Below are 20,091 nucleotides of genomic sequence, written 5' to 3'. Positions count from 1 at the left end.
GCTTACGCCTGGTCAAACCGGTCAAGATTCATAACCTTACCCCAGGCAGCTACAAAGTCATTTACAAACTTGTCTTTCGCATCTTCACAGGCATAAACCTCTGCAATGGCACGTAGTTCAGTGTTGGATCCAAAAATCAAGTCTGCTCGGGTGCCGGTCCATTTTACGGCTCCCGTTTTGCGGTCACTTCCTTCGAATATGGTGTCGTCATCTGACGTTGCTTTCCAGGTAATTCCAAAATCAAGGAGGTTTACGAAAAAATCATTTGTCAGAGTACCAGGGTTGTTCGTAAATACCCCATGATTGGATTGATCATAGTTGGCGTTGAGCACTCGCATACCACCTACCAAAGCAGTCATTTCCGGAGCTGTAAGGGTTAGAAGCTGTGCTTTGTCCACCAACAGCTCTTCTGCTGATACAGTCACCTTTGCATGTTGATAGTTTCTGAACCCATCTGCACGAGGCTGAAGCGCTTCAAAAGAATCCACATCTGTTTGCTGGGCGGTCGCATCAGCTCGGCCTGGAGTAAACGGTACGGTCACGTTTTCACCTGCATCCTTTGCTGCTTTTTCTATGGCGGCACATCCTCCCAATACGATGAGGTCTGCGAGCGATACATCTTTACCAAAAGCCTTTTTAACTCCTTCCAGCGCCTCAAGCACTTTAGACAATTGTGTAGGATTGTTAGCTTCCCAGTCTTTTTGAGGTGCCAGCCTGATTCTGGCTCCATTTGCTCCGCCGCGCATATCTGAACCTCTAAAAGTAGAAGCAGATGCCCAAGCTGTGGAAACTAACTCTGAAACAGATAGACCTGAAGACAAGATTTTGTTTTTCAAATCTGAGATATCAGCGTCACTCAATGAATGAGTGGCCGCAGGAATGGGATCTTGCCAGATCAATTCTTCGGCAGGGACTTCAGACCCTAAATACCTTGCAACTGGTCCCATATCTCTGTGCGTCAATTTGTACCAGGCACGTGCAAAAGCGTCAGCAAATTCTGCTGGATTTTCATGAAAACGTCTGGAGATTTTCTCATAGGTAGGATCTATTTTTAATGCCATGTCAGCGGTGGTCATCATGAGTGCCTGAGACTTTGATGCATCACCTGCAGCAGGGGCCATTTTAGCATTGGAAGCTGCAGTAGGTGTCCACTGATTGGCACCAGCAGGACTCTTTGTTAGTTCCCAATCATACCCAAAAAGCACTTCAAAGTATTCGTTATCCCATTGCGTTGGGTTGGGTGTCCATGCACCTTCAATCCCACTGGTAATGGTGTCGTCACCATGGCCACTACCGTAGGTGTTTTTCCACCCCATGCTTTGTTCTTCTATGCCCGCTCCTGCAGGCTCTCTACCTACATATTTGTCAGGGTCTGCTGCACCATGCGCCTTACCAAACGTATGTCCACCAGCCACTAGTGCTACTGTTTCTTCATCGTTCATTGCCATACGGCCAAAGGTCTCGCGGATATCTATTGCTGACTTGAGTGGGTCAGGGTTGCCATTTGGTCCTTCAGGATTGACGTAAATCAATCCCATTTGCACAGCACCAAGCGGGTTTTCAAGGTCACGCTCACCCGTGTAACGTTTGTCCCCTAACCATTCCGTCTCTGCTCCCCAATAAACGTCTTCTTCGGGTTCCCATACATCAGCTCTTCCACCGGCAAAACCAAAGGTTTCAAATCCCATCGATTCCAGCGCGCAGTTTCCGGCCAAAATCATCAAATCTGCCCAAGAGATTTTACGTCCATATTTCTTTTTGATCGGCCATAATAATAGCCTGGCTTTGTCGAGGTTTCCATTGTCTGGCCAGCTGTTCAGTGGTGCAAATCGTTGGGTACCCGTTCCTGCACCGCCACGTCCATCCTGTATTCTATACGTTCCGGCACTGTGCCACGCCATTCGGATAAAGAGTGGACCATAGTGTCCATAATCTGCTGGCCACCATTCCTGAGAATCGGTCATTAGATCATAAAGCTCTTTTTTTACAGCTTTTAAATCCAATTTTTTGAATTCCTCCGCATAGCTAAACCCATCTTCCATTGGGTCCGATTTGGACGAATGTTGTCTTAAGATGTTCAACTTTAGCTGGTTGGGCCACCAATCTCGATTGGATGTACCGCCACCGGCGCTTTGGTTTAACATTCCGCCCAGGTACGGACATTGGCTTGCATCACTGTTATTATTGGATGTATGATTAGTCATATTGGTAAGGGTTTAATACTTTAACTGGAGTAAATCTAGTATTACTATAATTTATATATTTTATATGGCTATAAGCTCTACTTATGTAAAAAGTTTGTGTGGTATGCTCCTTTTTATGCTTTGCCTAGGGGGATTTTCTCAAACGCCTAAAAAATTTAAATCGAAGTATGGTCGCCAAGATTTAGCCTTGGTGCCAGCTGCACCAGACTATTCACAGATGAAGTACTGGGTAGCCCACCCGGATCAGGAAGACATGGCTGACCTGGTGCCAGGTAAAGGCGAACTGAAAGAGTATCAATCCACAGCCGAAGTAGATGTCTTTTTTATTTACCCTACGATTTATACAAAGAAGCAGCAGAAAGATCATCCGTGGTTTGCGGATGTAGATGATGAAAAACTAAATAAGAAAATAGCCACTTCCGCCATTAAATATCAGGCCTCAGTCTTTAATGCTTCGGGGAAGGTTTACGCTCCATTGTACAGACAGGCACACATTGGTGTATACTATGCCGATAACTTACCCTTAAAAGTGGAGGCGTTGGATTTTGCATATAGAGATGTGAAGAAAGCCTTTGAGTATTACCTTGAAAACTGGAACGATGGTCGCCCAATCATTATAGCCTCTCATAGTCAAGGGACAAACCATGCGGTGAGCCTTATACGAGATTTTTTTGAAAGTAAGCCTTTGATGAATCAACTGGTGGCTGCATACATCATAGGTATGCCTTTGGATCGAACGACTTTTTCTTACGTCCCTTCTTGTAACAATGCTGAAGATATTGGATGCTGGCTTACCTGGAATACGTATGGTCAGGGCTACTATCCCCCAGACCATGACTTCTGGTATGCGGATGCACTAAATGTAAATCCACTTAGCTGGGAAACAGACACTGCCTATGTTTCCTGGGGTAAAAACAGAGGCGGTATTTTGAAGAACTACAAGAAAATCAGGCCTGGACTAACGGATGCTCAGAACATGGATGGAATGTTGTGGGTCAATAAACCAAGGTTTTTTTGGGGATTTCTCTTGAATTGGGACCGTTACCACATTGTAGATTATAACCTCTTTTACATGAATATCAGAGACAATGTAGCTGAGCGAGTAGCTGTTTACCTTGAGGAGAATAAAGACTAACCTTCTTCGTATTGTTCCAAAAACTTTGGCAGCAAGTCCATCATAAGTTCATAGATGGCAAACTCTGAAGAAGTGGCCAGGTAAGCATCTGAAAAATTGCAGTACGCAATGAAGCTTGTCAGTTTGTCTCCTTCAAGTTTGGTGTTTTCTTGCACCCACTCACGAGTGAATTTCAAACGCGCTTTTTCAGTGATGAATTTTGTCTTCCTGATGTGTTGCATTTTTCGTTTCTCCTTTTCCTTTTTGCTTATGGAGTGATGTATAGCGGAGACAGGATGAAAGAAGACAAAAACGGGGTTGAGGTATTCACTTTTTTCCAACTGTGGATAGGGATCCATGACTACCTGAGGTACGCCGAAAATTTTTAAGGTTGTGTCCTGGGGTTGAGCTTCTAAAATCATATCCTTGAACCGCTCATATTCAGGGAACTCACCAACAACCACTTCATCCAGGTAGATGGTATTTACGGGAAGGAGAAACTCAATCTCATCTGACGTAAACCATGTAGAATCAGCAACCCAAGCCAATGTTTTGTGACCGATGCTTGAAAAAACAAGTGTATCTCCAACTTGGGCAGGCAATTTGAATTTGCCTTCCGTATTGGAAGATGTCAAGCTTCCAGCATCGATGTTTTGGATATGAGCACCCATGAGGTCGCTACTTGTGGTACTATCACGCACGACCCCATAAACATACGTTCGCTGAGCGGCAGCTCCAAAAGAACATGCCATAATCACTATGAAAATGAGCTTTTTCAAGAAGTCAAATATCTGGTTTAATTCAACGTGATTTTTTCATTTAGGATTATTTAACATTTCACTTAAAAAGCGTGTTTTACAGAGTATGATTGAAATCAAAAAGCATTCCGGCATCTATACATTAACAGTAATGCAGCAATTGCCAATTGGGTTGTCTGAAGCATGGGATTTTTTTTCATCACCGGAAAACCTGGCAAAAATCACTCCTGAACATATGGGATTTAGGATAACTTCTGAGGCGTCAGCGAAGATGTGCGCTGGACAGATCATCACCTATAAACTATCACCGGTTCCTGGGGTAAAAACTAACTGGGTAACAGAAATTACCCATGTAGATGATGGCAAGTTCTTTGTGGATGAGCAACGATTTGGACCCTACAGCATGTGGCATCATGAGCACCACTTTGTGGAGAATGAAAAAGGCGTTTTAATGACGGATAAGGTTTCCTATAAAATCCCTTTCGGTTTTTTGGGACATCTAGCTCAATTCATGTTTGTGGAGAAGCAGCTTAAGGGAATTTTTGAATATCGAGTGGAAGCATTGAAAAGAATGTTTGGCGAGTAGCTTATCTTTATTGATGGTTGTGACCTAAACGCAAAGAAATGGATCGTCGAAAAGTATTAAAAGGCCTTGGTATGGGAATGGCTAGCCTTCCATTCATCTCTGCCAAACCTGCTAGCCCTGGCATTTCTGAGTACCACGATCTCTTTAAGCAAGATTTTACAACGGAGGAGAAATTTTGGAAGAAGTTTAGGCGGGACTTTTATGATGTTCCAAAGGATTTTGTGAATCTGGAGAATGGCTACTTTGGTGTGCAGCCCTTACCAGTTTACAAAGCTTATATCCAAAACATTGAACGTGTCAACGTTAACTCCTCGCGATACTTGAGGACAAAATATAGCAGTGAGATTAGGACCATAGTTGGGGATCTTTCGAACTTTGCCGGAATCCTCCCAGAAGAAGCTTTGATCACACGCAATGCGACCGAAGCTTTGAACATAGCCATTCAGGGGTTGGATTGGCAGCAAGGGGATGAAGTCATCCTTTCCGGCCAAGACTACTTCAGCATGATTGAGACCTTTGAGATGCTGGAAAAACAGAAAGGCATCAAAATCAAGCGGATAAAAACCCCGGTGCTACCAGAAAATGATGAAGAGATTTTGGCATGCTATGAGCAGGCAGTTACGCCAAAAACGAAAGGCATTTTACTCACGCACATGATTCATCTAACCGGTCAGATCATGCCAGTCAAAAAGATTGCGGACCGCTTGAAGCCAAAAGGCATAGAAATAATAGTGGATGCAGCGCACAGCTTTGCGCAGATAGATTTTAAGCTAAAGGAATTGGGTGCTGATTTTGTAGGCGTAAACCTGCACAAGTGGTTTGGCAATCCGCTGGGTGTGGGTCTACTCTATGTCAACAAGAATCGAGTGAAGGATTTAAACCCACTCTTTGGGGACAGTGGAGAAGATGAAAATGATATTCGTAAGCTGGGGCATTTTGGAACATTGGCTGTACCAACAGTCCTTACCATTCCAGAGGCTTTGGCATTTAATGAAACGATTACCATACCTGCTAAAGAGAAACGCCTCCGATACCTTCAAAACTATTGGACAACTCGGGCCAGGGAGATTCCGAGAGTGAAGATCACCACACCATCGGATCCGGCCAGAAGCTGTGCAATTGCCAGTTTCAAGGTAGATGGAATGGAAACGAAGGAAGTAATTGCCAAGCTTTACGATAAAGCAAAAGTGTTTACCGTCATTCGCTATCTGGAGGAAGATGAAGTGGTTCGTGTGACACCTAGCCTGTATAATCTGACAAGCGAACTAGATATTTTATTGGACGGAATTAAATCCATTGTTTAACCAACTCATGACATGAAAAACCTTATCAAACTGGAAGAACTCGCCATGTTTCTACTGTCCATTTATCTCTTCAGTTTCCTTGATTATTCATGGTGGGTTTATTTGATATTCATACTTACTCCGGATATTGGGATGCTCGGCTACCTCGTAAACCCTGGTTTGGGAGCGACTACATATAATCTATTCCATCACAAAGGCATAGCGCTGATCGTCGGCTTCTTAGGCTTTTGGTGGAGAATTCCAGAGTTGCAGCTAGCTGGGGTTATTCTCTTCGGACACGCCAGCATGGATCGAATCTTGGGGTATGGCTTGAAGTTTAATGATAACTTCAAACACACGCATCTTGGCAACCTATAAGAAAGGCGACAGTTTGATCTCTATTGTAATTCCTACCCTCAATGAGGTTGCAAACCTTAATCAGACGATTGAATATACGAATAGCCAATCGGCTCACCCTGAGCGGATGGAATTTATAGTCGTCGATTCTGGGAGTGATGATGGGACAATGGAGAGCATTCAGGACACTGAGATTCTGGTTTTTAGCAAACCGGAGTTTGTACTTAAAAAGTATCAAAGCTTGAACTACGGCCTGGAGAAAGCTTCTGGTGACTTAGTCTTGTTTCTGGATGCCGACACGCTGCTACCGAAGCATTTTGACTTGTCCATTGTGAAAGCTCTGGAAAATGAGGAGGTAGTAGGAGGAGCCTTTGAATTTGCCTTTCGCAAACCAGACGTCAAGCTTTCGATACTTACATTGGTCAACCGCATTCGCTATCGATTGGATAAAGCGTACTATGGTGATCAGGCCATTTTTGCCAGAAAGGCGACGCTTAATCTCATAAGCGGAGTGCCTGCAGAAGCTTTGATGGAGGCGGCATACTTATGCAAAGCGCTTCGAAAGCAAGGAAAGTTGGCGTTAATAAAGCCGGGAATCAGAACATCGCCACGCAGATTTAATGAACATGGGTTTTTTAAAGTGGTCTGGTTTGACTTCAATATGTTTATTCGTTTTAATTTAGGACTACCTGTCTCCGGCTATGCCAATAAATACTGGAGCAAAAACCTAAACAATAGATGAACCAGCCACTCGTATCTATCATAATGGCAGCTAAGGATACTGCCCCATACTTACCCAAGTGCATCGATTCCATTATTCGGCAGACCTACAAAAACTGGGAGTTGATTGCGATAAATGACCATTCTTCCGATCGCACGCCAGACATTCTCAATTGGTATGCTGACAAAGACGACAGAATAAAAGTTGTACACAGCAGAAGGCCTAAGCTTATTCCATCACTGAAAGAAGGCTATGCCCAAGCCAAGGGAGAGCTGATCAACCGCATGGACTCTGATGATTACATGCCTGATGATAAGCTGGAAGTCTTGGTGCAGGAATGGTTGAAATACGGGAAGGGACACATAATAGCCGGAGGCACGGAACACTTTGTAGACAAAGGCGAGGTGGGGGATGGCTTTCGCAGATATGAAAGATGGTTGAATGCTGTAGCTAAGCATGGATATCATTATCAGGAGATTTATCAGGAATGTGTAATTCCTTCGCATTGCTGGATCATCCATAAGGACGACTTTGATTCGGTGGATGGGTTCAATCCGGAAGTGTACCCTGAGGATTATGATTTATGTTTTCGCTTTTATCAGAAAGGTTTGGAGGTTCATGGAATTGATAAAGTACTGCACTATTGGCGTGATCGTGCGGATCGAATTTCTCGCACATGGGAAGAGTATAAGGACAATCGATATTTTGATATGAAGCTACGCTACTTCTATCAGATAGACAGAAATCGTGACCGTCCGCTAGTGCTTTGGGGAGCAGGGAAAAATGGAAAGGATTTAGCTAAACTTTTATTAGATGAAGAAGATACGTTTCATTGGGTTTGTGACAATGAACGAAAAGTAGGAAAAGATATTTATGGTATAAAAATGCAACACTTTAAAGAGATGCCATATATTGAGAATCCGCAGATTTTAGTTGTTGTTGCTTCTCCCGAAGACAAAAAAATCATTCGCAAGCTATTGCTGACTTGGGGTAAAAAACCGGCTGAAGATTTTTGGTTTTTTGCATGAATGTTCCTGCGAAGTATACGCTCCCTATCATTGTCATAGCTCAATTTTTATGTACCACTCTGTGGTTTGCTGGAAATGCGGTGATGCCGGACTTAATGCAATCCTGGGGGCTAGAAAACTCAGATCTGGGCTCCATTACTTCTTCGGTGCAGCTAGGGTTTATCGTAGGGACGCTTTCATATGCCTTCTTCACCATCTCAGATCGCTACAACCCCTCGGCGGTATTTTTCATAAGCGCTCTTTTCGGATCGGTATTCAATGTGCTCATTGTGATCGATGGCATAAGCTTTTCCATGCTTTTAACCTTTCGGTTCTTTACTGGCTTCTTTCTGGCTGGGATCTATCCTGTAGGTATGAAAATCGCTTCCGACTACTTTGCAAGAGGACTTGGGAAAGCTTTGAGCCTCTTAGTAGGAGCTTTGGTACTTGGAACGGCTTTCCCCCATTTGATAAGTGGGTTCTTATCTGCTTTTTCTTGGAAATCGGTACTTTATGCCACCTCTACACTTGCCGTCGTTGGAGGGAGTATGATTTTCCTTTTCGTAAAACCGGGACCCTACAGAAGACCCGGAAAGAAAGGCGACTTTAGGAACATTGTAAAAGCGTATGGAAATTCCAATTTTAAAGCAGCGTCACTCGGCTACTTTGGACATATGTGGGAGCTCTATACATTTTGGGCCTTTGTCCCTTTAATGCTCTTAACCTATGGAAAAGCACAGGATGTAGACATTAATGTCCCTTTTCTGGCTTTTCTGATCATAGGGATGGGAAGCCTGGCATGTATCATTGGAGGGTTTCTTAGCATCAGGTTTGGTGAAAAAAAATTGATCGTTGTAGCGCTCGCCGCTTCAGGGCTTTGCTGTCTTTTTTCGCCACTGATGTTTCACGCACCAACGTATCTCTTCATTGGTTTCTTGATTTTTTGGGGATGGGCGGTGATCATAGATTCTCCTTTGCTTTCTGCTTTAGTAGCATTTCATGTAGACCCAGAAATACGAGGCTCGGCCTTGACCATTACCAACAGCATTGGATTCATCATTACCATTTTGAGTATTCAGCTAATTAGCACGGTACTAAACTATATACCCTTGGAGTACGTGTGGGTCATTTTGGCAATTGGTCCGGCATTGGGCTTGTACGCATTAAGCAAAGAAGATAAAAACCCAAATGAAAAACAGATTAAAATTGACCTATGACGTTTCTCTGAAAATCTCAAGATTATAACAGCGAAAAAGCTTCTTGTTTTTAGTTCAGGCGGGTCATTGTAAAAACCTCTGTCCATTGCTTGTCCCCATTTTTTAGATCCAGTTTTATCTCAAGCTCATTATCAGATTTCAACTCGAAAACCAAGCCTTTGAGGATTATTTTGTTTTCTGTAAACTCGATTAACTCAAAGTGAACAAAGTCTTCCTTGGTTTCCCAGGAGACAATCTCAGGGGTGAAATGCTTGAGCTTCAGTCCAGTGCTATCCATGACCATGAATTCATAAAAATTGAGGTTTCCATCTCCTTTGTGATGACGGTAAACCCCCATCATTGTTCCATCTTCGGATGGCTCAGACCAAATTTCTTCGGAAGTACCTCCAAAACCATCTCCAGTCCAGGTACCGGCTAGCCAGCTATAGGGTGTGGATTGTTGACCAAAGGAGGAGAGACATGTAAGTGTAAATGCAATTAGGGCTAGGTGTAACTTCTTCATGTTTTTTATCTTATGACGATTGTGATGAGTTAATTGGACAATTCATCACGCATTTTTTTCAGTCTTTCTGGTTCATGTGCGATCCAGGTTTTTAATAGGTCATTCATCATTGTAATGAATTTGGCTGATTTTAACTCGCTCGTTAATGGGTCTTCCAGAAATCTTTTAAGATCAGAGAGTGCAGGTAAATTTTTGAGCTCATCGTTCGTAAGCATCCATGATCCCATGGACCAGTCTTCAAAGACACGACCGTCAGAAAATCCTTTAATCCACTGTGTCACATGGTGGTGCCTTGAGTCTTTCCAAATTTTACCAAAAAGCTCATTTACATTTTCTTCGGAACCTTCCAGATACTGAAGAAATTTATTTTCTATGCATAGCAAGATTCCTGTGATTTCTTTTTCAGGATTGTTTTTTTGAGCCGACTTTGTGATGTCTCTCAACGTCTCCATCGTCACTTGATCTTTCGGTGTGCTTGTATAAATTGTGTAGTAGGTCATTGGGTTAGTTAGGTCGTCTTGTGGAATTTAATAAATTGTTACCTTCAGTGCGTCTAATTGCTGATATTTAGTCAATGAAAAACTTCTTTCAGTTTGTTTTTTATGTGTTGTTGGTTTTCCTGGTTATCTCCACATTCCTGGAGCTTTTGAATAAAAAGAGGGAACCTTTAGCGACCTGCGAGGATAATTACCTGGTACTTAATGCGAGCAACGATCGCTTGCACGAAAGAGATTGGGCCCTGGTAGATCAATCTCATTCCTTTTGTACTTCTTATCAATCCGTGGAGGCGACGAGCTTATCTGCTGGAAAGAAAAGAAATGACATCATCCTCAACCTTGACTCATATGAAAACTTGTGGGGTAGCATATACCTGAAATTAGTGGAGGAGAGTAAATCGCAAATTGATTTTATAGTAGATTCCTTACAGGATATTTCAGCCAGAAAAAGCTTCTCTCGTGCAGAGCTGGCAGAGCTTATCGTCACCTTCGTGCAGGACATACCGTATAGCTACGTGCGTACAAAAGATTGCGCTGAATCAAGCAACAACGGGAAGCCGTGTATTGGAAATATCGCACTGGGTTTGCTATCACCCTATGAATTTTTGCACTCCTTGTATGGAGATTGCGACACGCGTGCAGTGCTTATTTATGCTTTGCTCGATAAGTTGGGTTTTGACCCAATGATTGTAGTGAGCAACGAATATGCGCATGCCATGCTTGCGCTAAATATCCCTGCGGCAGGCGATCACCTGAAGCACAGAGGAAAGAACTATTACTTTTGGGAAACCACTGGAAAAGGCTGGCCCATAGGGATGCTTCCTCCAAATTCAAATAATGTTAACTACTGGAAAATCGCACTAGTCAATGAACACTAATATCGCACTCCTAGCCATCGTCGAAATTATTTCTGCCATTACGATTGGCATATTCATACTTGCGCTCACTTACAAAATTGTGCAATGGGTGGGAAGGAAGTACTACAAAATTCAGGACTACAACTTGTCATATAGCATCTTCGTCTCCGCCATTATCCTTTCCGTAGGCATCATGATAAGCGGGATTGTTCAGCCCTTGATTTCATCCTTCAGATTACTAAACCGGAGTGCCAGTAGCTTTAACCTCGCTTTTGAATATATCGCTACCGGAGCGATTTATATTGCCATAGCATATACAGCAACGGTCTTAATTGGTTTGATAAGTACTTTCCTGTATAGCAAACTTACCCCCATCGATGAGTTTGAAGAGATTAGAAAAAACAACGTCGGCGTTTCGCTCATTATTAGCAGTATTTTAATCACACTCACCCTTCTGACGAAGGATGGTGTAATGCTATTGATTGAGGCAATCATTCCATATCCTGAGCTGCCGCCTATTTAGCATTCATTTTACTTGCCAACATGGATACTTGTAGTTCTACGCGCTTGATTTCTCGAATGACCGTATTCTTGTTCATTTCCATGAAATGGAAGAACTTAATCGCTGTTACCGCCATCATCAAAAGAAACGCACCAACCCCATATTGAATCATTTCAGCTGTGTCCGGAGCATTGAAGAACCGATATACGCAGTACACGGCAATTCCGAACATGATAAATTGAACCGCCAGGCTCATTCCATTGAGCCACTTCATTTTACCTTCAAAGAGACCGCCAAACTTCTGAAGTATGTTTTGTTCATCATACGTGTTAAACAAAGCCCTCTCATCTTCTGACAAAGCCTCCTTGATCAACTGATCTATTTCATCATTCTTTTTCATTTTCATACAGTTTATTTTCTAAAATGCTCTTTAAATATTCCCGTCCCCTGAATAGCCTGGACTTGATGGTTCCAACTGGTAAATTCAATAAACCTCCAATTGTGATTATGGAGAGGCTTTCTTGATAGAACAGTTGAATGACCGTTTGTTGCTCTTCTGGAAGTTGCTTGATGGCCACTTTTAAGTCATTCAAGATTTCTTCATTTGGGTGACGACTTTTCTCAGCAAATTCGACTTGGACTTGTTTTCGAATTTCTTCCCTTTTACGGTTGACTTGATTGGACCTGATCCAATCAATGGCCATGCGGGTAGCAATTCTCAAGGACCAACCTTGAAATGCTCCAGGATCACGTAGTGTTTTGATTTTTTTGATGATGACAATCCAGGCCTCTTGGACAATATCCTTGGAAGCGGCAACATCTTTTGTTGCATGGTATACGCGACCCAACATTTTGGGATTCCAGCGTTTTACCAGCAGTTCAAAAGCCTTGCGATCGCCAGCCTGACAATTGATCACCAACCATTCCTCAATTATTTGATCTGAAGTTTTCATTTACTAACCCTTAGTCGGACAGAACCGAAAAAGGTTCAATGATTTTCAATCAATCTACTGAGAGATTTGCTAATGCCTGTGGGGAGGCATAGTGTCATTCATCTTTGAGCACAGTGGCAGGGTTTGTCCTTGCGGCATTCCACGTTTGAGAGATGATAGCCAGGAAACAGATGATCAGAAGAAACAGAATGCTTATGGAAATCTCAAAAAAAGTAATATCTGTTCGATAGTAACCCTGTGCAAGTATCACCTTGTCAAAAAGGAGGTAACAGATCGGGGTTCCAATGAGGGCTCCCCAAAAAACCAATTTTAGAAATCCTTTCGAAAGAAGCACAATCAGCGCTTTTTCCGAAGCGCCAAATGTTTTTCTAACACCGATTTCCTTCATTCGTATTTCTGTAGAATAAATGGCCATCCCAAACAAACCTAGGCTACTGATTGAAATAGCTAAAAAACCGATGAAGCCAAACATCTTCATGATATCGATCAAGAACTGATAGTAATCCTTTATGTACTCATCAAAGAAATTTGCATTCAGTGTGGTTGAAGGGTCTACAGCAGTCCATGCATCTTCGATTCGATCTATGGTGGCTAATATGTCTGAGGTAGAGAGCTTGACCACTGCGTGATTGAAATACGCATTATTTCGGAAAACAAAACTTAAAATCGGATCTTCAAGATTAGAATAGTGGAAATCTTTTACTACCCCGATGATTTCAACTGTGTTGCCACCAACGGTGAAAACTTTGCCCAGAGCGTCAGAAGGACTTTCAAGACCGAAATTTTTTACGAACGTCTCATTAATAATGATGGAGGTTTCTTTTGATTTGTTTTCTTCTGGTCTAAACGGCCTTCCAGCTACAAGCTCAATACCCAATGTGGAGATGTAGGTATGATCCACCGACATGGTACTGACATAGACAGAATCTTGATTTCTACTGTCGACCATTAGTAAGTTGTGTCGGGAACCTGCTCCTGGAATTAAAGAGGAGAAGGAGACAGCTGAAACTTCAGGCAATTTGATCAACTCCGTTTTTAATAGCTGTGGGTCATTTCCCTCGAGACTGATGTTGAGGATGTTTTCTTTATCAAATCCCATCTGATGGTTGATGGAGAATGAATACTGCTTATTGGTAATGACCAAAGCCAAAATGAAAATGATGCTGAGGGTGAATTGTGCTATGATAAGACCCTTTCGGAAGTTGATTCTCGAAAGTGCTTTGAGAGAGCCACCACCTCGGAGAGCTTTGAGTGAACTAAGTTTTGAAAAAAACACCGATGGAGCCATACCTGCGATCAGGCCCGTGACTAATGCAAAGCATCCAAACCAAAAAACCAGCGAACCTGTCAATTCAAGTTTCAGCACTTCGCTTGCCCTTGGAATAACATCTAGAAATCCAGGTCTCAAGAAAAGGAAAAGTAGGATACCCAAGCCCAGAGAAAACATAGACAAGACAATAGCTTCCACAGTGAATTGAAGGTATACAGCCCAGCTATTGGCTCCATTGAGTTTCCTCACACCCACTTCTCTTGCTCTCCTTAACGCACGCGCCATCGAAAGATTGGTGTAGTTGAAGATGGCAGAAAGCAAGATAGCGATGGCAACACCTGACAGAATGATGATGGGCAGAAACATCATCTTTGGCCCAATCTGATCGCTCAAATCTTTTCCCGGTAGGATTTGATTCAGTCGCTGCAAGGCGAAGGATGACGTGAACTCATCTGGGTTCTTATAGTAACTAGGAGCACTTACATTGAGCCAATTGAGAACGCTGGCTTTTTCGAGGTTGCCGGGGATGTAAATGTAATTGTAATAGTTGTCCATGGTGGTCCAATCATCGTGTGACTCATGAATCAAGCCTTGCTTGGCGAGCATATGCACGGTACTCAACGAACCGATAATCTCAAATTGAATGTGGGAGAATTTGGGCGGGTCCGCCACTATACCAGTGATTATGAAAGTACCTACTCCTTCTATGGTTAGGGTCTCACCTATTGGTTCAAGACCTTCAAAGACCTTCTGTGCAAAACTGGTGCTGATGACCACAGAAAACGGGTCTTTAAGAGCGTCGGCAGCATTGCCTCTGAGTAGATTGAAAGTAAGGAAATCGAAAAAGTGCTCGTCTGCATAAATGCCAGATGCCTGAAGTTTTTTATCGTTTGCTTCAGATAATCCGCTAAGCTTTCTTCCCAGCTGTGTGATTTGAATGCCAGGAACCTGTGCAGCCATCTCCTGTGCAAGAAGAAGTGGTGAAGTTGCCCGCTCGTCAAAATCTCTGCCTTGGTATATGGGCGAGGAGGTGACGCGATAAACCTCTTCCTTATGTTCATGGAACTCGTCAAACTTGAGTAGATCTGTGATCATACCGATAACCAATAAGCCCGTTGACATAGCAATTGAAAGGCTGAAAATGTTGATGAAGGAGAACAGCTTGTGTCGAATCAGGTTTCGCAGCGAAATGGTAACATAGCTCCCCAGCAGAGCAGCCTGATACCCCGGTCCAGACGTAGGCTTGCTGATGACCGTAGGCCTAATCATTTTCAAGACCTCTTTAGTGTAGATACGTCGAGCCTTTTTCAACCCATATTTCTCTTTGTTGAGGAGAAAGGTCTCCTCCAGGTCTCCCTCTAGTTCCTCGAAAATCGGTTTTTTACAAAACCATTTGAAGAGCCGATAAGCAAATGACGGTAAATCCGGATGTTTCATTTTTTTGAGTTTAGTCCTTTGTAATCATCTAGGTGAGTTTTGGAATTAGGCCCCACATGCCTTCCCTCAGTTCTTTTGCTTCTTGCAAAGTGTCCAGTCCTTTGTTGGTCACTTCGTAAAAACGCTTGCGTCTTCCTCCTCGCTCTGCGGTGGGCTCACCATAGTCCGAATGGATAAATCCTTTTTCTTCCAGGCGAGTAAGTGCGGTATGCAAGGCTCCACGACTGATGGAGCGTTTCATGCGTAGATCGATTTCCTCTTGGATTGTGACACCATAGGCATTTTCATCCAGTATGAGGATACTTAACATTACGATCTCTTGGAATTCCCCTAAATGTGTTCCTTTCATGAACGTTTTTTATTAGATTCTTAAATGGAGACGTAATTACAAATCATTTGTTTCGTAAATGGAGAAAAAATAAATAAGAACCTAAACGGATGACCATTTGTTGATATTCGAACGAACGAGAAATGAACCCATATTGCGATCCTGAAACCGGCATTTGTACACCTTCCTCCTTTGACGACCTTCAGTCCATTGGTCAAAATAAGTTGACGGAGAAGACGGAAATTATTTATGTCGGAGATCCCATGTGCTCATGGTGCTGGGGAATCTCCCCTGACCTCATCAAACTCAGAGATTATTACCGGGATAAAGAAGTTGGTTATCGAGTAGTAGTAGGCGGATTACGTCCAGGAGGTGGAGATGCCTGGGACGATAAGATGAAGGACTTTCTTAAAGAACATTGGGGACATGTAAATGAAAAGAGTGGGCAACCCTTTGGCTATAAGTTGATGGAGCTCGAAGATTTCAACTATGATACTGAACCTGCCTGTCGTTCGATAGTTGCGGCAAGACCTTTGGTAGGAGACGATGAAATGGAATTCTTTGAGGAGGTTCAGCGTAAGTTTTATGTAGAATCTGAGGATCCGGCTGAGACTGCATTTTATCATAGCATTTGCGAAAAACATGACATTGATTTCACGAAGTTCAAGGTTCGATTCGAAAGTGAAGAGGTGCGGTATGATACGCAGAATGAATTTGTACTTAACCGCCAGTGGGGTGTTCAGGGGTATCCAACCATTGTTCTGTTGCATCAAGATCAACTGTTTATGGTGGCACATGGATATGCTACGTTCGATCAAATGAAGGACCAGATTTCAAAAACGATAGAAGAACTTGCGAACGGATAATTCTCTAAAAGCGCTTTAGGCAGTCCAAAAAACGATTGCCCCTAATCGCCTCGACTTTATTTTCACTTTTACTTTAAACCCTTAGGGGAGCTTAAATCAGGTTAGTACTTAGCATCAACCAAAGATTACTGACCCAAGATGAAAACGTTTCTATCCCTCATTGCTTTGCTGATCATTCAAATAAGCATTGCCCAAAAAGTAGTTTACTTTCCTGGCTTTGAACTGATCAATATGGAGCCTACGAACGGACTTCAATACTCAGCTTCCAAATTGATCAAATCGTACATTGAAAACAACCATGATTATACAGTCATTCTCGATGAAGGAATCGGTGCAAATGGCTATTTGGATCGCGAACCCCTTGCTACTTCCATCACAAAAGCGACTGAGATTAATGCGCGTTATTTCATGACCGGGGAAATTCACTTCCTGCAAGGAACATACATCATTTCACTAGGCGTTTATGAAACAACGAGTAAAGAGCAGGTATGGCACGACATGGCCAAAGGAGCAGCTGAGCAAGACCTGGATCCGTTGCTGTCCCGATTGGGTAGATCGTTTTTTACCAATCGCACGGCTAAAACCGACATTGAAATTGATGAAGTAACGAAATACGATCAACAGGGTGTAGAACTGGCGCAGATCAAGGTAAATCACTTTGTTGGTGTGATGCTAGGTGGGAAAGTCATCCCCAATGAGAGCACGCTATCAGGCTTTGGAATTGTCTATACCTATGATGCTTCAACTGTACTTTTTAACCTCGATTTTGAGCTGTTTCCCTCCTCAAACCTCTCGATCAATCACAGTTCGCCAGATCGTAAGCTTTCAAGTGGAAACATCAATTTGGGTGTGACCTACCCGATTTCCAGAAAACGAACGACACTATTCATCAACGGTGGAATGGAATATGGTTACACGCAAATCAAAGACAGCATATATGATCAGGATTATCATGATACCCGCTCTGGGATTGGTGCTTATTTTGGAGGGGGATTGCTGATCAATAGAAACTCAACGGTGAACTTAAGAATATTCACCACTGTATCTCTTCCTTTCTATCGCGTGAATGAAACCAATGTCTCAGGCTTCAAGTTTGGGATTGTGACTTCTTTTGCCAGGAAACGTTAGTTGGTTGCACCAATTGCCAATCATTCAGTATGAGATCGAGATGCTTCATGCTTCAGCATGACACAGTATGAAATCTTGATACTGACTTAATCGAAGTGTCATCCTGAACTCAGTGAAGGATCTCATTATGAATCAGAATCGTACTTATTCATTGTAGCATAGATGCCTCGTTTCTCAGCAAGGCAGCTAAAAAGAGTACTTACTCAATCACTTTTGGCCAATTAGTCTCAGCCTCTTTGATGAATTCTGTCTGGTTAGCTTCCCATTTTTTTTGAATGCCTTTGCTGTAGTTGAGGTAAAGTTTGCCTTCCACAATTTTCCACGCTTCGGGATCAATCTTATACAGAGCTCCTTTAGAAACACCATAAGCGCAATAGCCACCAAACTGAGGTGCATATTTTTCAGGATTTTCTTTGAAGGCATCCAGATTCTCCTGCGAACCGAAATACCAATCAGTGTCTTTCCATTCAAACGTGAATTTGTCTTCCCCTTTTACGGGCTCACCTTGTACGAAATAGGCTACCGGATCGTACCCTTTTATGGCACCATCAGTGGTCGTGTAGATTTTGCTTTTCTGTGCGAAAGAAGAAAAGGTAAGAAGGATGATTAGTGTAGATGTTAATGTTTTCATATGCAGTATCACGAATTCGAAGATCAAAGGATTCTTGTCTCAATGTTAATGTCGCGATCAAGATAGTTTACGCCCAGCTTATTTCTCTAGTATAGATGCTTCGTATCTCAGCATGAAAGCACAGCACGAAATCTTGAACTACTTCTGATCAACAATTACTGACTTAAATCGAAGTGTCATCCTGAGCCATAGCGAAGGATCTCATTATTCTTAGAAGTTATTAAGCCTGAGATGCTTTGTTCCTCAGCATGACAGTATGGAATTAAACCTTGAGCGACTTCTGATCCAGAATTCATTGACTTAAAATCTAAGTGTTCTCCTGAACGTGGGTGAAGAATCACTTGATAAATTGGAATCTTTATTATGCATTTCTTTAGGATATCAGCTCAAAATCTTCGCCGGTAACATGAATAGCGCTCGGATAAAACCAAACACTCCTTCCACGGCAAAACCCAAAATCCTGAATGGCAGCAACACCAGCCATATGATTGGATAAAATAACAATATAGCAAGAGCCAGCGGCCAGCAAATCACGAGAAGAATGAACCAAAGGAGTAATTTCATACCTATGTAAACGGAGGTAAAAAGGACAGAGTTATCTGATCGGTTTTGGACATCCAAACGTCCAGTTATGCGCATTATTCCGTGATTAAATCACCAAGCAAATCCCACAAAGCATCCTGAAAAGTGAAGGGCACCAAACCCTCGTCAGGATCGTCACCCATACGAATAATCACTAGCTGTTGGCTAGGTACAATGTTGATGAGTTGTCCATTTTTTCCCATTGCAGCAAACATTTCGTCAGGTGCCGTCGGAGTGATATCACCTGGAATTGAGGCTGTTAATCCAGGTGGGATAAAAGATCCCTTTCCATTGAGCCACCACAAATAGCCATAAGAAGGATTGAGATTTTGAGATGTATTACTCATTTCACGATAAAAAGAATCATTTGCTAAAACGTCCGTCCCATCCCACTTACCCTCAGCAAGTATGAGCAGTCCAAATCGTGCCATGCTACGTGCGGGACTGTAGAAAGCATGGTTATATCCATTATACTCCCAAAAACCGTCCATTCCGATTTTGTTAGCCAGTTGGGCTGCGAAGTAAGCATTAAATGTGCTACCTGAAGCTCCTTCAATTACATCACCCAAAAGGGTGTATGGTCCGTTATGGTAAAACCACCGATTTCCAGGTACGTCTAGAAATTGAAGACAGTCTGAGTCGAAGCAATCAGGGTTAGTAACAGTGTAATCTAAACCAGTGGTCATTGTCAACTGATTTCTGATAGTAATTAGACCTTCTTGCTCGCTAGTCAGGCTGGTCCATCCACTACCTAAATACAAATTAGAAGGATCGTCTAAGGAAAGCAGGTTCTGAGACTCGGCACGTCCGATGAGAAAGGAAGTCAAGGTTTTAGCTGCGGAAGCCCAATACCAATAGCTATCTTCCGTGAAATCAGCGGTTTGCAGCAGGGTTTGCCCGTCGTATTTTTCATAGACAATTCGCCCGCTTTTAAGAATAAGCAGTGCTCGTGTATTGGTGGTCTCTACAAAATCATCCAATGTTGGGACAACGGAAGCATCCCAGCCGAGAGATGCTATATCTATGGTTTCCCAAGCATCCGAATTAGTAGGAGGAAAGTAGACCGTAGGTTCTTTTTCCTCAGGAAGGGGTTCTGCTGAGGAACCACAGCCTATTAGCAAAATAGGTATGAAGACAGCTATCAGGTATCGCATGGTATTTAGACAAGCTTACGTAGAAAAAGTTTAAAGGGCCCCTGTTTTATTTTATAAATGACAGCTCCCACTCAAACTGGGAATCAAACCGCTTCCTCGTCATTATCTTTTCCTGATTTTATAAATCTAATCGTAGG

The 20,091-nt window shown here is 42.7% G+C and carries 22 protein-coding genes; 11 read left to right on the top strand and 11 right to left on the bottom strand.

From position 1 onward, the window contains the following. Positions 1-2: 2 nt before the first annotated feature. Entirely contained in the window at positions 3-2,204 is a 2,202-nt protein-coding gene (gene katG / locus ABJF57_RS04085) for a catalase/peroxidase HPI (protein ID WP_462230958.1), read from the bottom strand. A gap of 217 nt (positions 2,205-2,421) precedes the next feature. On the opposite strand from katG, the gene ABJF57_RS04080 reads away from it, so the two are divergent. Further along, on the top strand, positions 2,422-3,339 hold the full coding sequence (locus tag ABJF57_RS04080; RefSeq protein WP_462230960.1) for a DUF3089 domain-containing protein: 918 nt from the start codon (positions 2,422-2,424) through the stop codon (positions 3,337-3,339). On the opposite strand, the gene ABJF57_RS04075 is transcribed toward ABJF57_RS04080, so the two are convergent. Next, positions 3,336-4,097, bottom strand: coding sequence for a carboxypeptidase-like regulatory domain-containing protein (locus ABJF57_RS04075; protein ID WP_462230962.1), 762 nt, complete (start codon positions 4,095-4,097; stop codon positions 3,336-3,338). The genes ABJF57_RS04080 and ABJF57_RS04075 overlap by 4 nt on opposite strands. A gap of 85 nt (positions 4,098-4,182) precedes the next feature. On the opposite strand from ABJF57_RS04075, the gene ABJF57_RS04070 reads away from it, so the two are divergent. Genes ABJF57_RS04070 through ABJF57_RS04045 form a run of 6 tightly spaced genes read left to right on the top strand, consistent with a single transcriptional unit; the run spans position 4,183 to position 9,247 of the window. Then, complete coding sequence (locus tag ABJF57_RS04070) at positions 4,183-4,662, top strand: SRPBCC family protein (protein WP_462230964.1); 480 nt, start codon at positions 4,183-4,185, stop codon at positions 4,660-4,662. Between the two features lie 38 nt (positions 4,663-4,700). Continuing rightward, complete coding sequence (locus ABJF57_RS04065; RefSeq protein ID WP_462230966.1) at positions 4,701-5,966, top strand: aminotransferase class V-fold PLP-dependent enzyme; 1,266 nt, start codon at positions 4,701-4,703, stop codon at positions 5,964-5,966. A 12-nt stretch (positions 5,967-5,978) separates the two neighbouring features. After that, positions 5,979-6,323, top strand: a complete 345-nt coding sequence (locus ABJF57_RS04060; RefSeq protein WP_462230968.1) for a DUF4260 domain-containing protein — start codon at positions 5,979-5,981, stop codon at positions 6,321-6,323. Then, on the top strand, positions 6,310-7,044 hold the full coding sequence (locus tag ABJF57_RS04055; RefSeq protein ID WP_462230970.1) for a glycosyltransferase: 735 nt from the start codon (positions 6,310-6,312) through the stop codon (positions 7,042-7,044). The genes ABJF57_RS04060 and ABJF57_RS04055 overlap by 14 nt, the downstream gene beginning before the upstream one ends. Next, entirely contained in the window at positions 7,041-8,051 is a 1,011-nt protein-coding gene (locus ABJF57_RS04050; RefSeq protein WP_462230972.1) for a glycosyltransferase, read from the top strand. Before ABJF57_RS04055 ends, ABJF57_RS04050 begins: the two co-directional genes overlap by 4 nt. After that, on the top strand, positions 8,048-9,247 hold the full coding sequence (locus ABJF57_RS04045; protein ID WP_462230974.1) for an MFS transporter: 1,200 nt from the start codon (positions 8,048-8,050) through the stop codon (positions 9,245-9,247). Before ABJF57_RS04050 ends, ABJF57_RS04045 begins: the two co-directional genes overlap by 4 nt. A gap of 49 nt (positions 9,248-9,296) precedes the next feature. On the opposite strand, the gene ABJF57_RS04040 is transcribed toward ABJF57_RS04045, so the two are convergent. Both ABJF57_RS04040 and ABJF57_RS04035 read right to left on the bottom strand, forming a co-directional pair. Further along, the gene (locus ABJF57_RS04040) at positions 9,297-9,749 is read right to left on the bottom strand and encodes a DUF6265 family protein (RefSeq protein ID WP_462230976.1); all 453 of its coding nucleotides are present in this window, start codon (positions 9,747-9,749) and stop codon (positions 9,297-9,299) included. A gap of 29 nt (positions 9,750-9,778) precedes the next feature. Then, complete coding sequence (locus ABJF57_RS04035) at positions 9,779-10,249, bottom strand: BLUF domain-containing protein (protein ID WP_462230978.1); 471 nt, start codon at positions 10,247-10,249, stop codon at positions 9,779-9,781. Positions 10,250-10,323: 74 nt separating this feature from the next. On the opposite strand from ABJF57_RS04035, the gene ABJF57_RS04030 reads away from it, so the two are divergent. Further along, positions 10,324-11,124 (top strand): hypothetical protein, encoded by an 801-nt coding sequence (locus ABJF57_RS04030; protein ID WP_462230980.1) that lies wholly within the window; start codon positions 10,324-10,326, stop codon positions 11,122-11,124. Then, complete coding sequence (locus tag ABJF57_RS04025; protein ID WP_462230982.1) at positions 11,114-11,626, top strand: DUF350 domain-containing protein; 513 nt, start codon at positions 11,114-11,116, stop codon at positions 11,624-11,626. Before ABJF57_RS04030 ends, ABJF57_RS04025 begins: the two co-directional genes overlap by 11 nt. Here the strand turns inward: ABJF57_RS04025 and ABJF57_RS04020 are convergent. From ABJF57_RS04020 to ABJF57_RS04005, 4 genes are all read right to left on the bottom strand, one after another. Then, positions 11,619-12,005: a DUF6768 family protein gene (locus ABJF57_RS04020; RefSeq protein WP_462230984.1), complete on the bottom strand. Its 387-nt coding sequence runs from the start codon at positions 12,003-12,005 to the stop codon at positions 11,619-11,621. The genes ABJF57_RS04025 and ABJF57_RS04020 overlap by 8 nt on opposite strands. Then, positions 11,992-12,558, bottom strand: coding sequence for an RNA polymerase sigma factor (locus ABJF57_RS04015; RefSeq protein WP_462230986.1), 567 nt, complete (start codon positions 12,556-12,558; stop codon positions 11,992-11,994). Before ABJF57_RS04015 ends, ABJF57_RS04020 begins: the two co-directional genes overlap by 14 nt. 94 nt (positions 12,559-12,652) lie before the next feature. Beyond that, the gene (locus tag ABJF57_RS04010; protein WP_462230988.1) at positions 12,653-15,265 is read right to left on the bottom strand and encodes an ABC transporter permease; all 2,613 of its coding nucleotides are present in this window, start codon (positions 15,263-15,265) and stop codon (positions 12,653-12,655) included. Between the two features lie 28 nt (positions 15,266-15,293). Continuing rightward, positions 15,294-15,614 (bottom strand): PadR family transcriptional regulator, encoded by a 321-nt coding sequence (locus ABJF57_RS04005; RefSeq protein WP_462230990.1) that lies wholly within the window; start codon positions 15,612-15,614, stop codon positions 15,294-15,296. Positions 15,615-15,736: 122 nt separating this feature from the next. Here ABJF57_RS04005 and ABJF57_RS04000 point away from each other — a divergent pair, with 122 nt between their 5' ends. Together ABJF57_RS04000 and ABJF57_RS03995 are read left to right on the top strand one after the other, a co-directional pair. Beyond that, positions 15,737-16,459 (top strand): DsbA family protein, encoded by a 723-nt coding sequence (locus ABJF57_RS04000; RefSeq protein WP_462230992.1) that lies wholly within the window; start codon positions 15,737-15,739, stop codon positions 16,457-16,459. A gap of 138 nt (positions 16,460-16,597) precedes the next feature. Next, the gene (locus ABJF57_RS03995; protein WP_462230994.1) at positions 16,598-17,587 is read left to right on the top strand and encodes a hypothetical protein; all 990 of its coding nucleotides are present in this window, start codon (positions 16,598-16,600) and stop codon (positions 17,585-17,587) included. Positions 17,588-17,786: 199 nt separating this feature from the next. Here ABJF57_RS03995 and ABJF57_RS03990 read toward each other — a convergent pair whose 3' ends face one another. The 3 genes from ABJF57_RS03990 to ABJF57_RS03980 all read right to left on the bottom strand — a co-directional run bounded on the left by ABJF57_RS03990 (position 17,787) and on the right by ABJF57_RS03980 (position 19,954). Next, positions 17,787-18,218 carry a YHS domain-containing (seleno)protein gene (locus tag ABJF57_RS03990; protein WP_462230995.1) on the bottom strand — a complete coding sequence of 144 codons (432 nt, stop codon included), beginning with the start codon at positions 18,216-18,218 and terminating at the stop codon, positions 17,787-17,789. A 381-nt stretch (positions 18,219-18,599) separates the two neighbouring features. Further along, positions 18,600-18,857 (bottom strand): hypothetical protein, encoded by a 258-nt coding sequence (locus tag ABJF57_RS03985; protein WP_462230997.1) that lies wholly within the window; start codon positions 18,855-18,857, stop codon positions 18,600-18,602. Then, positions 18,857-19,954, bottom strand: a complete 1,098-nt coding sequence (locus ABJF57_RS03980; RefSeq protein WP_462230999.1) for a serine hydrolase domain-containing protein — start codon at positions 19,952-19,954, stop codon at positions 18,857-18,859. Before ABJF57_RS03980 ends, ABJF57_RS03985 begins: the two co-directional genes overlap by 1 nt. Positions 19,955-20,091 lie beyond the last annotated feature (137 nt).

Source organism: Ekhidna sp. (assembly GCF_039940915.1).
Classification (GTDB): Bacteria; Bacteroidota; Bacteroidia; order Cytophagales; family Cyclobacteriaceae; genus Ekhidna.
Note: the sequence above shows the minus strand (reverse complement) of the source record. Positions and strands in the feature narration are given on the sequence as shown.

What these genes read in the sequence shown, in the direction of transcription:
- katG (WP_462230958.1), bottom strand. Translation starts at nt 2,204, where the DNA reads ATGACTAATCATACATCCAATAATAACAGTGATGCAAGCCAATGTCCG.
- ABJF57_RS04080 (WP_462230960.1), top strand. Translation starts at nt 2,422, where the DNA reads ATGAAGTACTGGGTAGCCCACCCGGATCAGGAAGACATGGCTGACCTG.
- ABJF57_RS04070 (WP_462230964.1), top strand. Translation starts at nt 4,183, where the DNA reads ATGATTGAAATCAAAAAGCATTCCGGCATCTATACATTAACAGTAATG.
- ABJF57_RS04065 (WP_462230966.1), top strand. Translation starts at nt 4,701, where the DNA reads ATGGATCGTCGAAAAGTATTAAAAGGCCTTGGTATGGGAATGGCTAGC.
- ABJF57_RS04060 (WP_462230968.1), top strand. Translation starts at nt 5,979, where the DNA reads ATGAAAAACCTTATCAAACTGGAAGAACTCGCCATGTTTCTACTGTCC.
- ABJF57_RS04050 (WP_462230972.1), top strand. Translation starts at nt 7,041, where the DNA reads ATGAACCAGCCACTCGTATCTATCATAATGGCAGCTAAGGATACTGCC.
- ABJF57_RS04045 (WP_462230974.1), top strand. Translation starts at nt 8,048, where the DNA reads ATGAATGTTCCTGCGAAGTATACGCTCCCTATCATTGTCATAGCTCAA.
- ABJF57_RS04040 (WP_462230976.1), bottom strand. Translation starts at nt 9,749, where the DNA reads ATGAAGAAGTTACACCTAGCCCTAATTGCATTTACACTTACATGTCTC.
- ABJF57_RS04035 (WP_462230978.1), bottom strand. Translation starts at nt 10,249, where the DNA reads ATGACCTACTACACAATTTATACAAGCACACCGAAAGATCAAGTGACG.
- ABJF57_RS04030 (WP_462230980.1), top strand. Translation starts at nt 10,324, where the DNA reads ATGAAAAACTTCTTTCAGTTTGTTTTTTATGTGTTGTTGGTTTTCCTG.
- ABJF57_RS04025 (WP_462230982.1), top strand. Translation starts at nt 11,114, where the DNA reads ATGAACACTAATATCGCACTCCTAGCCATCGTCGAAATTATTTCTGCC.
- ABJF57_RS04020 (WP_462230984.1), bottom strand. Translation starts at nt 12,005, where the DNA reads ATGAAAAAGAATGATGAAATAGATCAGTTGATCAAGGAGGCTTTGTCA.
- ABJF57_RS04015 (WP_462230986.1), bottom strand. Translation starts at nt 12,558, where the DNA reads ATGAAAACTTCAGATCAAATAATTGAGGAATGGTTGGTGATCAATTGT.
- ABJF57_RS04010 (WP_462230988.1), bottom strand. Translation starts at nt 15,265, where the DNA reads ATGAAACATCCGGATTTACCGTCATTTGCTTATCGGCTCTTCAAATGG.
- ABJF57_RS04005 (WP_462230990.1), bottom strand. Translation starts at nt 15,614, where the DNA reads ATGAAAGGAACACATTTAGGGGAATTCCAAGAGATCGTAATGTTAAGT.
- ABJF57_RS04000 (WP_462230992.1), top strand. Translation starts at nt 15,737, where the DNA reads ATGAACCCATATTGCGATCCTGAAACCGGCATTTGTACACCTTCCTCC.
- ABJF57_RS03995 (WP_462230994.1), top strand. Translation starts at nt 16,598, where the DNA reads ATGAAAACGTTTCTATCCCTCATTGCTTTGCTGATCATTCAAATAAGC.
- ABJF57_RS03990 (WP_462230995.1), bottom strand. Translation starts at nt 18,218, where the DNA reads ATGAAAACATTAACATCTACACTAATCATCCTTCTTACCTTTTCTTCT.
- ABJF57_RS03985 (WP_462230997.1), bottom strand. Translation starts at nt 18,857, where the DNA reads ATGCGCATAACTGGACGTTTGGATGTCCAAAACCGATCAGATAACTCT.
- ABJF57_RS03980 (WP_462230999.1), bottom strand. Translation starts at nt 19,954, where the DNA reads ATGCGATACCTGATAGCTGTCTTCATACCTATTTTGCTAATAGGCTGT.